Origin of the sequence: Enterococcus sp. DIV1421a (assembly GCF_051711025.1) — a bacterium.
Taxonomy (GTDB): Bacteria; Bacillota; Bacilli; order Lactobacillales; family Enterococcaceae; genus Enterococcus_B; species Enterococcus_B hirae.
The window spans coordinates 95954-109584 of sequence record NZ_JBIOLU010000001.1 but is presented as its reverse complement, the minus strand read 5'-3'; the positions used below and the strand labels follow the sequence as shown (position 1 = coordinate 109584).

Below are 13631 nucleotides of genomic sequence, written 5' to 3'. Positions count from 1 at the left end.
TCCTTATTTCCCCCTTTGCTTTCTTCTTTATCCTAATCGTTGGCGTGCATCGGCAGAACGCTTAAACGCTTGTCCAACATAGTTTATACTCAACATCAATACTAAAATTAGAATTGACGCAGGTAACCAGATCCATTGTCGATTCACTAAAACCTCACCGTTGCTGGCATAACCGATTAGTGTTCCTAAACTAGGAACATTTGCTGGTAAGCCAAACCCTAAGAAAGTCAAAGTGGTCTCGATCCCAATATTTGCTGCAAAGTTCATCGTTAAGTTGGTAATGATCAATGAACTTAAGTTAGGCATGATTTCACGGAACATGATTTTAAAATCACTTGTTCCCATTGTTTTTGAAGCACTCACATAATCACGCCTTGCTTCTGATAAAGTTTTACTTCTGAATAATCGAGCTTTAGCAACCCAATAAAATGCACTCATAATGAAGATGAACGACCAAACATTATATCTAGAGATAATCGATACAAATACGATAATAATCAACATAATCGGTAAAATCATAATGAAGTCAACGATACGCATCAAAATGTTATCGATGATCCCCCCATAAAACCCAGAAATGATCCCTAGTCCAACCCCGATAATCGAAGTGATGACTGTGATTGCAAAACCAATGGTGACGGAGTTTCTTGCACCGATAATCAGTTGTCCTAAAACATCCCGACCACCTTCATCTGCTCCTAAAATAAATTTTGTCCCCTCGGTAGAAATAGCACCTGGAGCTGCATATTTATCAAAGATGCTGACATACATTACTTTATCTTGGTCTGTAAATAACGCACCGATAAAGATAACTAACAATAAAATAACGAGTAAGCCTAATGAAAAAATAGCGATTTTATCTTTTTTAAATTCACGGGCAATCATTCGTAACCCCATTGGCGGGATACTTTCTTGCACAACGTCTTTCTTTTTATCACTCATTTGTCTTTTCTCCTTTCTGATTGAATTTTATTGGATACGGATACGTGGATCAACAATGCTCATGATGATATCTGAAAGCAAGGTTCCGATCAACGTCGCAATTCCTAAAATCAATACTAAGGAGGTAATAACTGTATAGTCACGTTGTCCAATCGAATCAATAAACAATTTACCGACTCCTGGGTAGCCAAAAATCTTTTCAATAACTACTGAACCAGCAATTAAGGAAGTAATTTCATAACCCATTTGTGAAGCCATCGGCAATGCCGCGTTTCGGAAAATATGACGACTAAATACTTTATTGGTTGGTACCCCTTTTGAACGAGCAGTTCGCACAAAGTCTAAAGATTTTGAATCAATGACTTCGCTACGTAAATACTGGATCGTTACAGCTGTAGCTAAAAAGGCTTGAGTGATCGATGGTAAAATGATGTATTTCATGCGATCAATCAACTGGGTGAAAAAGCCCCCTTGGATTCCTAACGTCTGGGAGCCGCTGGTTGGGAACCAACCTAGACGATAACCAAATACAAATAACATAATCAAACCAAAGATAAATAACGGAACAGCAAAACTAAAGAAATTGTAGATTACAACAGCTTTATCCAAAAATGAGTTTTGGTATCTGCCCGCCAACATACCTAGTGGTACAGCAATCAAATAAGTAATGATAACTGTTAAGATCGACAAGTAAAGAGTATTGACGATACGCTCACCAATCAAATCAGAAACTGAACGTTTGTATAAGAAACTTTGACCGAAGTCTCCTTGTAACGCATTCCCGATCCATCGGAAATACTGGACATACCAAGGATCATTCAAACCAGCTGCCTGTCTCATTTGCTCGATGACTGCTGGATCTTGGTTGGGGTTGATCAACCCGGTAAAAGGATCTCCAGGCATCGCTTTTGCCAACATAAAGATCAAAATACTAAGAATAATAACTTGTGGGATCATTAATAATACACGTCGTAATATCGTTTTCCACATTAGCTGGCACCTCCATCTTTCAACGCTACTTTATGCGTCGGTGTGATCGTACGGAGATCGTACACTCGACCAGTTGCATCGTAGTACTCCTTTTGATTTTGGATGTACTCACGTTCCACTCTTCGTCGATTCTCTTTGTGTAACTCCCGATTTTCGACATCAATCCGAGGGATAGCAGACAGTAAACGTTTCGTATAGATATGACGTGGATCATTATAAATATCTTCTCGTGTACCAATTTCAACGAATCGACCTTTATACATAATTGCGATATTATCACACATATGTTTCACGACTCCCAAGTCATGAGAAATAAATAAATAACTTAAACCAAATTCTTGTTGGATTCGTTTCATGAAATTTAATACTTGCGCCTGAACGGATAAATCCAATGCAGAAACTGGTTCATCTGCTACGATGAGCTTTGGGTTTGTCGCAACTGCACGTGCAACCCCTAAACGTTGACGCTGTCCACCTGAAAACTCATGCGGATATTTATACAGCGCATCTTCCGGCATCCCTACGATATCCAGTAGATTTTTCACTTTTTTCTTTTCCTCTTGATCACTCAAACGTTCAAAGTTACGGATCGGTTCTGCAATAATATCCAATACTCGCTTTTTAGGATTCAAGCTGGACATTGAGTCTTGGAAGATCATTTGAACATCTTTGTTATAGCCAATTTTTTGTCGGTTACTTTTTTTAGTGACATCTTTACCTTCATAAATGATTTGTCCTGAAGTCACTTTTTCTAATCCAACGACTGCTTTCCCTGTCGTTGATTTACCAGAACCAGATTCTCCGACTAAGCCATACGTTTTTCCTTTTTCAATAATGAAGTCGACACCATCTACTGCATATACATGATCCGTTACTCGATTAAAGAATCCACTACGAATAGGATAGTGTACTTTCAAATCGCTGATTGTAATTAATTCTGTCATCTACACCTCTCCTTTTTCGTCTCTAAAGTGGAAATGTTTGTAGCAAGAGCAACGAACCAAATGATTCGGAGCAATTTCATGAAGGACAGGGTTTTCTTCGTGATCACTGGCTGGAATCCAAGGAATCCGAGGAGCAAAACGACAACCAGTTCGTGGCATATTTTTCAAAGAAGGAACAACGCCTTCAATCACATGGAGCTCAGCTTCATGGTTCCCCTCTTGAGGAATAGAGTTCAACAATGAACGGGTATAAGGGTGTTTAGGATTTTCAAAAAGTTCTTTGACCCCAGCTACTTCAACAAATTGACCGCCATACATTACCGCTACCCGATCAGCCATTTCTGCCACGACACCTAAGTCATGCGTGATCAGAATGATTCCTGTTTTGGTTTCTTCTTGTAAGTCTTTTAATAAATCAAGGATTTGCGCTTGAATCGTTACATCTAGCGCTGTCGTTGGCTCATCCGCAATAACAATCGGTGGCTTACACGCAATCGCAATGGCGATGATTACCCGCTGTCTCATCCCCCCAGATAATTCATGGGGATATTGTCGTCCGACTCTGGCAGGATTAGGAATCCCAACTTGCTCCAACAATTCCAAAGCACGAGCTTGCCGTTGTTCAGCGTTCATTTTGGTATGATAAGATAACCCTTCCTTAATTTGATCTTCAATACGCATCAAAGGGTTTAACGCAGATAACGGATCTTGGAAAATCATCCCAATATCATTCCCGCGGATTTTGTTATACAAAGTTTCATTCAATTCAATCAAGTTTAAATCATTATATAAAATTTCGCCTGTGATCTTTGTGTTGTTTGGATCAAGTAACCCCATAATAGTAGTCGCTAATGTACTTTTCCCGCAACCAGATTCTCCAACGATTGCTAAGATCTCGTTTTTATCTAATGTAAAAGAAACGTCATCTACTGCATCGTAATACTCATCTTTAAGACGGAAGCCTGTATGTAGGTTCTGAACATCTAATAGTTGATTATCTGACAATCGAATACCCCTCTCTGCTCCCTGGTTGGAAGTTTTCTTAATAAAAAATGATATCCCACAGAATAAAACGTTTTATAATAAGCGTTATTCTAAGGATAGTGCAATATATTATTAATAATTATATATAAAACCCCTCTACAATGCAAGAAAATTTCAGTCAGTTGCCAGAATTGTCAGAAAAATCTATTTAAAATAAAGATAAATCACTTGAAAAATTAAAAAAAAGTGAGTAAAGATCCGATTGATCTTTACTCACTTTCATGCTGATGATTAGTTAAGATGATTGCTGATGTAGTCAACTGCCCCACCAACTGTTTCAATTTGTTCTGCATCTTCGTCAGAAATTTCTGTTCCAAACTCATCTTCAAGTTCCAAAACAAATTCCATGATGCTGATTGAGTCAGCTTTTAGGTCATCTTTGATATTTAATTCATCAGTTACTTTATCTGTATCAATTTCAAAATGATTTGAAATAATTTTCGCTACTTTATTAAATACTTCTTCACGTGACAATGTTTTCACCTCCAACAATTATCAAAATTGCCGATTTCCTTCACCAAGGCTAATTTTACTGACATTTTCTAAGATTGTCCACCTTTTTTTCTATAGGGTCGTCGACGAGCAACCAGAAACATTATTCTGCAGGTTTTTCGAATTGTTCAACTAACTGCCCTACCACATTGGTTTCCAACATAGTGTGGATTTGTCTGATGGTATGTCTCACTGCATCTGGTCCAGTCGCACCGTGAGTTTTGATGACTGGTGCCTTTAATCCAAAAAGAACTGCTCCGCCATGTTTTGAATAATCCATTTCTGATTTTAATGAACGTAACCCATCTTTCAACAATAGTGCGCCCATTTTTCCTTTAAATCCTTCATTTAAAATGGCAGCTTTCAAAAGGTCCATCAGATTCATTGCTGTTCCCTCAATGGATTTCAATACTGCATTGCCTGTAAATCCATCGGTTACAACAACATCTGCTACCCCGTTCAATAGTTCCCTCGCTTCAACGTTTCCAATAAAATTCAAACTGGTTTCATTTTGAAGTAATTCGAAAGCTTTTTTAGTTAATTCGCTTCCTTTTGTTGCTTCCGTCCCATTATTCAATAAAGCAACTCGAGGTCTACCGATTCCTCGGACTTTTCTTGCATAAAATGAGCCTAAGATTCCATATTGTAATAAATGTTCCGGTTTATTTTCAGCATTTGCACCTAGATCAAGCATATCAAACCCTGCATTGGATTGACCGACTACCGGTAAAGTAGACATCAGACCAGGGCGTTCGATGTTTTTGATACGACCAACAATAAAGAGTCCAGCTGCTAATAATGCGCCAGTGTTCCCCGCTGAAAAAATCGCGTCTGCTTCACCATTTTTGACAGCTTGTGCTGCCAAAACCATCGAAGCATTCTTCTTACGGCGAATGGCTTTAACTGGTTCATCATCACTATCTATTTTTTCATCTGTATGAATGATCGTCACATTGTGTTCTGTTGTTAGATATTTTCTTATTTCATTTTCCTTACCATAAAGGATAAATTCCACATCTGGGAAATCTTTTTGAGCTAAAGCCACACCTTCCACAATGGCTTGTGGTGCGTGATCTCCACCCATTGCATCTACGGCAATTTTCATTATTTCCACTCCTTTTTTATCATCACTATAAAGTATAGCACAGTCTATTAATCAAAATAACGATTATCTTGATTTTCCAAGTCTAAACTGCGGACCAAATGTTGGTATTCTGGCAATAGTTGCCAATCCTTTAACTGCCATAGCTTTTGTGCCTCATCACGAGCTACCTCTAATATATTACTATCTGTTACAAGATCAGCAATTGCAAATTGCGGTAAACCTGATTGGCGAAAACCAAATACTTCTCCTGGTCCACGCAACTCTAAATCTTTCTCACTTAGAATAAAGCCATTGTTCGTTTCTGTCATTATTTTCATTCGCTCAATCCCTAATTCATTTTTAGGATTAGCTACCAATACACAATAAGAAGCATCACTACCACGTCCAACACGTCCACGTAATTGATGTAACTGTGCTAATCCAAAACGATCAGCATCCATGATCAACATGACTGTAGCATTCGGAACATTTACACCCACTTCGATGACCGTCGTTGAAACCAAGATTTGCATCTTGTTTTCTTTAAATGTTTCCATAATTGCTTCTTTTTCCTGGTTCTTCATTTTACCATGTAACAATCCGACTTCATACTGAGGCGCAAAAAGCGCACTTAATTTTTCATAAATTTCAACAGCATTTTTAACGTCTAATGCTTCTGACTCTTCAATCAACGGGCAAATGACATACATTTGATGTCCTTTCGCCAGTTCCTTCCATGTCCAATCTAACACACTATTTAATTGTGGCGTACGAACCCATCTCGTCTCTATTGGAATCCGGCCAGCTGGAAGTTCGTCAATTACCGAAACATCCATTTCTCCGTATGCAGTAATCGCTAAAGTCCGAGGAATTGGTGTGGCTGTCATAAATAAAACATCTGGACGCCAGCCTTTTTCACGGAGTACTTTTCGCTGATTCACACCAAAACGATGTTGTTCATCCGTAATAACTAAACCTAAGTGTTGAAATTCGACTCCTTCTTGAATCAACGCATGGGTACCGACAACGATATCGATTTCTCCTTGTTCCAGCAATTCGAGTAGTTCTCTTCGTTCTTTGGCTTTCGTCGAACCCGTTAACAGAGCAAGTTTAACTTCTTGCGCATCAAATAATTGAAGAAGGCTTTCCATGTGTTGTTGTGCCAAAATTTCAGTTGGTACCATCAATGCGCCTTGAAACCCTGCAGTGACCGCCGCATATAAGGCAATTGCTGCAACAATCGTCTTTCCGCTACCTACATCACCTTGCAATAGGCGTTGCATATGTTGCGGACTTCTTAAGTCACGACAAATTTCATTCGTGACTCTTTTTTGGGCATCCGTCAATTCAAAAGGTAGTTTTTGAATAAATTGTTTCAAGCGCTGGATGTCATATAAAATTTCAATGCCATTTGTTTCTGCTTTTTCCGATTTTTTAAGCCCTTGAAGTCGCATTTGAAATAAAAAGAATTCTTCAAAGACAATTCTTCGTTTTGCTTGATGGTTTTCTTCATGATTTTTCGGAAAATGCATGCTCTTAACAGCTGTTGGCCGATCCAACAGTCGATATTTCTCAACTAATCCATTGGGAAGATTCTCTTCGATCAAATCACCATACTCTTCGAACCCTCTTCGAATCAAATCGACTAAAGTTGTTTGACGGATTGATTTATTGACATGATAGATTGGAGAAAAATCATCCACCGCTTGAGAACCCAAAATTTTCATACCATTTAATGACTTCCGTTTCGCATCCCATTTTCCATAGACAGCAATTTCTTCGGATAAGATCACTTTATCTTTCAAATATGGTTGATTGAAAAAAGAAACATTGAAAACAGCATGATCCTGCATCATACGAAATTGGAGTCGATTCTTTTTGTATCCAAAGCGACTCATTACTGGTGGTGAAACAACCAGGCCTTTTAAAGTCACTTTTTCTTGATCAAGTATTTCATTTAAATTTCTTTCTTGAATGTCTTCATAGCGAAAAGGATAATAGGTCAATAGGTCTTCGATGGTTTGGATTCCCAGACTAGCAAGACTATCCGCCCTTTTTGCTCCCACACCGGCTAACATCGTCACTGGATCATTTAAAGACCTCATATTTCACCCTCCTTTACCGTATGTTTCACTATCAATCCATTCCTTAGAAATAGGGCTGCACCAACAACCTGGTACAGCCCCCGTTCTTTTAACGTTCGTTCAGGCGAAAAGGATTGTCCTTTTCTATTCTGCAGAGAATAAATACGGATAAACCGGTTGATCGCCTTGATGAATTTCAATTTCTAAATCTGGATATTGTTCAACTAATTTAGCTGATAATTCTTCTGCTTGATGAACCGAACCACCTTCACCTGCTAAAATCGTCACAATTTCTGTTTCTTCAGTGATCATTTTTTCTAAGGTAGCGAATGAAGTTGCCATCATGTCAGAATCTGAGATAACGATTTTCCCATCAATCATCCCTAAGAAATCGCCCTCAGTAATTTTCACACCATCAATGGTTGTGTCACGAATCGCATGAGTAATTTGCCCACTAACGACACTTGCAAGCATTTCTGTCATAGTCGCTTTGTTTTCTTCCAACGATACTTGATCATTAAATGAAAGCATCGCAGTTAATCCTTGAGAGATCGTTTTTGATGGTACGACCGCTACTGGGATATCTGCTACTTCAGCCGCTTGATCCGCAGCCATGAAGATATTTTTATTGTTTGGTAATACGATGACTTTATCCGCATTGACTTCCTTGATCGCTTTAACGATATCTTCCGTACTTGGGTTCATCGTTTGTCCACCACTAATGACGTAGTTTGCTCCTAAACTTTCAAATAACTCTTGCACTCCTTTACCGGCTGCAATCGCTACGATCCCATAAGGTGTACGAGCTGCTTTTTGTGGCTTCGCTTGCTCATCGTGTTCTAAAATCGTTTCATGCTGTAAACGCATGTTGTCGACTTTGATTTTTACTAATGAACCAAATTTTTGTCCATAATTTAATACTTCACCTGGATTTTCGGTATGCACGTGGACCTTAATGATCTCATCATCATTAACAACCAATAATGAATCACCGATTCCATCTAAGTAATTACGAAATTCTTCATAGTCAAATTGGCTATCGACGGTTGGTCCTTCACCGATTTTTACCATGATTTCTGTACAGTAACCATAATGGATATCTTCTGTTGCTAATTGACCTTGGACACTGCGATGATGCTCAGCATTGACCATTTCATCCATTTCAGCTGGTGATGGTTCATAGACTTCTGTCATTTTGAACTCACCATTCAAGGCACTTAAGAAGCCTTCATATACAAATAGCAAACCTTGACCGCCACTATCGACGACACCGACTTCTTTTAACACTGGTAACAAATCAGGTGTTTTCGCTAAGGCACGTTTCCCACCTTTTACCACAGCCGTCATCACTTCAACAACGTCGTCACTTGTTTTAGCTTTCTTTTCTCCTGCTTTTGCAGCTTCACGGGCTACTGTCAAAATGGTTCCTTCAACAGGCTTCATGACTGCTTTATAAGCTGTCTCAACGCCATGCGTAAAAGCCGCAGCTAAATCTGCAGCGTTTAACACTGTCACGTCAGGTATTTGCTTTGAAAAGCCTCGGAATAATTGAGACAAAATAACTCCTGAATTTCCTCTGGCTCCCATTAGTAGGCCTTTTGATAACATTGCTGCTAACTCGCCTACTTTTTCAGAAGTAGAATCAGCAACTGCTTTAGCTCCACTTGTCATAGATAAATTCATATTGGTACCTGTATCTCCATCAGGAACTGGGAATACATTTAACGAATTGACATATTCTGCATTTACTTGCAGACGATTCGCGCCCGCCTGAACCATTTCCTGGAATTGGCTTGCACTGATTTCTGTTACACTCACCTAGATAATCCTCCTTCAGATCGACTGCTGAATCATTCAGCAAGCCTTCTGCCTAGTCTGGCAGTACACGAACACCTTGGACGAAAACATTAACAGAATTGGCTGTTACACCTAGTAATGTCTCCAAGTTGTATTTTACTTTTTCTTGGACATTGCGAGAAACTTCTGAAATTTTTGTACCATAACTAATGATCGTATAAACATCTACTGCGATCCCATTAGCTTCTTGGCGAACAACTACTCCTCGAGAATAATTTTCTTTTCGTAGAATTTCAGTAATATTATCTTTTATTTGGTTCTTGCTGGCCATTCCTACAACACCGAACACATCTGTTGCGGCGCCACCAACAACTGTTGCAATCACATCATTGGTAATTTCAATGGTTCCAGCTGACGTTTGAATTTTTACAGCCATGAATGAGCCTCCTTAACGGGCAAAATACTCCCATTTTTCTTCTATCATATTTTATCATAGCGTCACCCGAAATAAAAGGCAGTTACCCTAAAGTACTCAAAAACCGCTGAAAATTTTAAAATTAGTCCTGTATAATTTACAATTATTCCCATGGATTGTCAATTCTTGCTATGAAAAGACACTTGCATATTACCCCTTCATATGATATGTTATTCTGGTATGAGCTGAATTATTCTATCGCTCCAAATCGAGGTAAAGGGGGAAAATTACATGGCAAAAGTTTGTTACTTTACTGGTCGCAAGACAAAAAGTGGAAACAATCGTTCTCATGCGATGAACTCAACAAAACGTACTGTTAAACCTAACTTACAAAAAGTTCGCGTTATGATCGACGGAAAACCTAAAAAAGTTTGGGTGTCAACTCGTGCTTTGAAGTCAGGAAAAGTTGCACGCGTTTAATTGAATGAAGTTTGAACCGTTCGGTGCGTGAACGGTTTTTATTTTTATTATAATGCCTTACTTTTCATAAAAGAAGTTAGTTGAAAAGCCTACAAATGATCTGGATGAACGATCATTTGTAGGCTTTTTAGGTTTTGTCAAATCCTTAATATTAAACATGTATTCTTTTAAAAACTGGTATTTTATTATTTATAAAATCAGTTTATATAAGTTTTTTGCCTTTTATTTTCAAAATAAACGTTATTTATTATTGTTTTTTTATTTTTTTGGAAATGCCAAGTCTTTTCATGTAGTTAAAAATATGAATATGATAAACTAGAGATAACTTCATATTTCATAGAAATTTGGTGAATGAATCAATGAAAACAAAAATCAAACTTTTTTTAAAAGAAAATGGTCGTTATGCTTTTGCTAGTTTTCTGATCCCTTTTTTGATACTTGCGTTAGTTTACTTAAGTATCGGAATTTATCCAGGAAGTAGCCGAAGCATTCTTGCAAGTGATGCATTTTCTCAATTTTCAAATTTCCATGCAAGCTTTCGGAACATGTTATTAGGAAAGCAAAGTATTTTTTATACTTGGAACGCCTCATTAGGTCTGAATTATTTATCTTTAATTTCATATTACTTAGGCGGATTATTTACTCCGCTTGTTCTTTTGTTTCCTAATAATATGATGCCTGATGCTTTATATTTTCTAACTCTGCTTAAAGTTGGGTTTGCTGGATTATCTTTTTGGATCCTTGCGCGGACGTATAAAATTCCACGTTGGGGACAAGTGGCTTTAAGTGTTAGCTATGCTTCGATCTCTTTCATTACCGCTCATTCTGAAATCATTATGTGGTTGGATGCGTTTATTTATCTTCCACTTATTATTTTGGGTATCCATCGGGTCATGGATTATAAACGACCAACATTATTATTTGTTAGTTACTTATTGCTCTTTTTATCCAGTTTTTATATGGGCTTTATGATCGGTATTTTTTCTTTTCTTTATTTTATGGCAAGGCTGTTTACAAAATGGTCACTCTACAAAAAATCGATTGTACCTTATGGGATTACTTCCTTATTAGCTGGTGGAGCATCAATGATCATTATTCTTCCAGCAGTCTTGGATCTCCGATCAAATGGCGAAACATTAACACAGATCACTACACTAAAAACCGAAGCTACCTCATATTTGGATATCGTCATGAAAAACATGATCGGTGTCTATGACACAACCAAATATGGCTCCATTCCTTTTATTTATGCTGGTTTGTTTCCATTAGTTTTATGTCTATTTTATTTTGCTAGTCGAAAAATCAACTTAAAGAACAAACTTTTGTATGGTAGTTTATTTGCTTTATTGATTGCTAGTTTCTATCTTGTACCACTCAACCTCTTTTGGCATGGTATGCATGCGCCTAATATGTTTTTGTTCCGCTATTCCTATTTGTTTTCTTTTCTCGTCCTTTTGTTAGCGGCCAAAGGATGGGAACGAATAACTAAAGAGGATCAAGGCTTACTCCTAAGTATCATCATCATTTTAGCAGCAGTTTTTGCTATCGCATGGGGCCTTAAGCCTAATAATAGTTACTCTTATATTACAACGACATCGTTTGTCTTAACGATTGTTTTCTTGAGTCTTTACGCATTAACAATTGGCTTTTTCCAGCAACCAAAACAGCCCATTAAATACCTTAGCTTATTGTTACTGTTACTGATGACAGGAGAAGCAAGTGTCAATACGAATAGTATGATTCATGGGATATTAGACGATTGGAATTATGCTTCACGAAGCTTATATACTGATCCTGCTCCTAGCATCAAGTCACTTGTTGACCAGACAAAAAAAGAATCGGATACTTTTTATCGATTAGAAAATCTTGATCCGATTTCTCCTAATGATTCCATTAACTATGGCTATAGTGGTATCAGTTTGTTTTCTTCTATTAGAAACAGGAACTCTTCTGCTTATCTAGATTCGTTAGGCTTTCGTTCAAGAGGAACAAATCTTAATATCCGCTACGCAAACAATACGTTATTGATGGATGGGTTTACAGGAATAAAATATAATATTGCTAAAAACGACAGTAGCTTTAGCAAATATGGCTTTGTGAAAGAAAGTCAGAGCGGTGACTATACACTCTATAAAAACCTAAATGCTTTACCGCTAGCTTTTACAGCACCATTAGATATTAATCACGTGGAACAACCATTAACTGACAATCTCACGAGTCAAACCAATTTGATCAATCGGCTGGCTGATTTAAATGAGCGGTATTTTACTTTCTACACACCAACTTTGAAAAGCCAACAAAACGTCACAGTAAACAAGACGTCTACCGGGGTGACTTATTCTGAAACCACGAATAACCAGCCCAAAACGCTCACTTGGGAAGTGCGTGTACCAGCAAACACACAAGCTTATCTCAGTTTGTTCCCTACTAACTATGCCCAATTAGAAAGTTCTACCGCCACGATTACTGTCAACGGTGTGTCACGAAAGACTCAGATCAGTATTTCTGGACAATATTATGATCTAGGATATTATCCTCAAGACACAACAGTTACTTTCTCTGCTAGTTTTTATGGCACAAAAGAGGTTAGCTTTATGGAACCTAAAGTTCTTGGACTTGATGTTGTTGCTTATCAAGCAGCAATGAATCAAATCAAAGAAAATGGTGTTGCTATGAAAACGACCGGCCGAACAGCCACTGGTACTGTCAACACATCCGAAGAAAGAATGCTAGTCACAACGATCCCTTATGATGCTGGCTGGTCCGCAAAAATCGATGGAAAGGCAGTCAAAGTCGAAAACTTCAAAGATGCCTTTGTAATGATCAAACTACCTGCAGGCAAACATACCGTCACTTTTAGTTACTTACCTCAAGGTTTTATCATCGGATCGATTTTGTTCGTTCTTTGTATCGGACTTTTTATCCTATATGTGTGGTATCAAAAGAAAGAGCCCAAAGTAAATAAGCGATATAAACATAGTTAATGATCCACTCAGCGCCATCATTTCTAAAATTGAAATGATGGCGCTGATTTTTACGTTGATGACTCTTATAGTTCTGATTACTTATCTACTACCGTATTCAGTAATTTCATTATGTTCTGTTATCTTCCTTACAGGACTTGTGGAGCCTGCGATCCTTGACGTTGATTGCAGACTCGAACTTGATTCACGCCTTTTCTCCAAAAGCTCTCTTAAGCGTTGAACATCACCCTGTTGATTACATGAACTGCCCTTATTTAAATTCCCACCTCCGGAAAGAGAGTGTGAATTGTCAAGGACCCAACCGCTTATTTTTATTATTTCAACCTACAAAACATGTTCCGTCATGGCAAAACCTACCAAAAAAAGACAGAAAGA

The 13631-nt window shown here is 38.0% G+C and carries 11 protein-coding genes; 2 read left to right on the top strand and 9 right to left on the bottom strand.

Translation table 11 applies throughout. The features are described 5' to 3' along the window. Window positions 1-27: 27 nt before the first annotated feature. The 9 genes from IGK21_RS00550 to IGK21_RS00510 all read right to left on the bottom strand — a co-directional run bounded on the left by IGK21_RS00550 (window position 28) and on the right by IGK21_RS00510 (window position 9813). A complete protein-coding gene (locus IGK21_RS00550; protein WP_010720416.1) occupies window positions 28-942 on the bottom strand; it encodes an ABC transporter permease in 915 nt (304 codons plus the stop codon). 27 nt (window positions 943-969) lie between these two features. Beyond that, entirely contained in the window at window positions 970-1932 is a 963-nt protein-coding gene (opp4B, locus tag IGK21_RS00545; RefSeq protein WP_010720417.1) for an oligopeptide ABC transporter permease, read from the bottom strand. Next, complete coding sequence (locus tag IGK21_RS00540) at window positions 1932-2876, bottom strand: ABC transporter ATP-binding protein (protein ID WP_010720418.1); 945 nt, start codon at window positions 2874-2876, stop codon at window positions 1932-1934. Before IGK21_RS00540 ends, opp4B begins: the two co-directional genes overlap by 1 nt. After that, window positions 2877-3881 (bottom strand): ABC transporter ATP-binding protein, encoded by a 1005-nt coding sequence (locus tag IGK21_RS00535; protein WP_010736807.1) that lies wholly within the window; start codon window positions 3879-3881, stop codon window positions 2877-2879. It lies immediately after the preceding gene. Between the two features lie 270 nt (window positions 3882-4151). Further along, window positions 4152-4394, bottom strand: coding sequence for an acyl carrier protein (gene acpP, locus IGK21_RS00530; protein ID WP_010720420.1), 243 nt, complete (start codon window positions 4392-4394; stop codon window positions 4152-4154). 121 nt (window positions 4395-4515) lie between these two features. Further along, window positions 4516-5517 carry a phosphate acyltransferase PlsX gene (gene plsX / locus IGK21_RS00525; RefSeq protein ID WP_181918517.1) on the bottom strand — a complete coding sequence of 334 codons (1002 nt, stop codon included), beginning with the start codon at window positions 5515-5517 and terminating at the stop codon, window positions 4516-4518. Between the two features lie 47 nt (window positions 5518-5564). Next, window positions 5565-7601, bottom strand: coding sequence for an ATP-dependent DNA helicase RecG (gene recG / locus IGK21_RS00520; RefSeq protein WP_034698627.1), 2037 nt, complete (start codon window positions 7599-7601; stop codon window positions 5565-5567). Window positions 7602-7724: 123 nt separating this feature from the next. Beyond that, the gene (locus IGK21_RS00515) at window positions 7725-9398 is read right to left on the bottom strand and encodes a DAK2 domain-containing protein (protein ID WP_034698624.1); all 1674 of its coding nucleotides are present in this window, start codon (window positions 9396-9398) and stop codon (window positions 7725-7727) included. Window positions 9399-9450: 52 nt separating this feature from the next. Further along, window positions 9451-9813: an Asp23/Gls24 family envelope stress response protein gene (locus IGK21_RS00510; RefSeq protein ID WP_010720424.1), complete on the bottom strand. Its 363-nt coding sequence runs from the start codon at window positions 9811-9813 to the stop codon at window positions 9451-9453. 270 nt (window positions 9814-10083) lie between these two features. Here IGK21_RS00510 and rpmB point away from each other — a divergent pair, with 270 nt between their 5' ends. Beyond that, window positions 10084-10272: a 50S ribosomal protein L28 gene (gene rpmB, locus IGK21_RS00505; protein ID WP_010720425.1), complete on the top strand. Its 189-nt coding sequence runs from the start codon at window positions 10084-10086 to the stop codon at window positions 10270-10272. Between the two features lie 359 nt (window positions 10273-10631). Continuing rightward, window positions 10632-13256 carry a YfhO family protein gene (locus IGK21_RS00500; protein WP_181914744.1) on the top strand — a complete coding sequence of 875 codons (2625 nt, stop codon included), beginning with the start codon at window positions 10632-10634 and terminating at the stop codon, window positions 13254-13256. The last annotated feature ends 375 nt before the right edge of the window (window positions 13257-13631 follow it).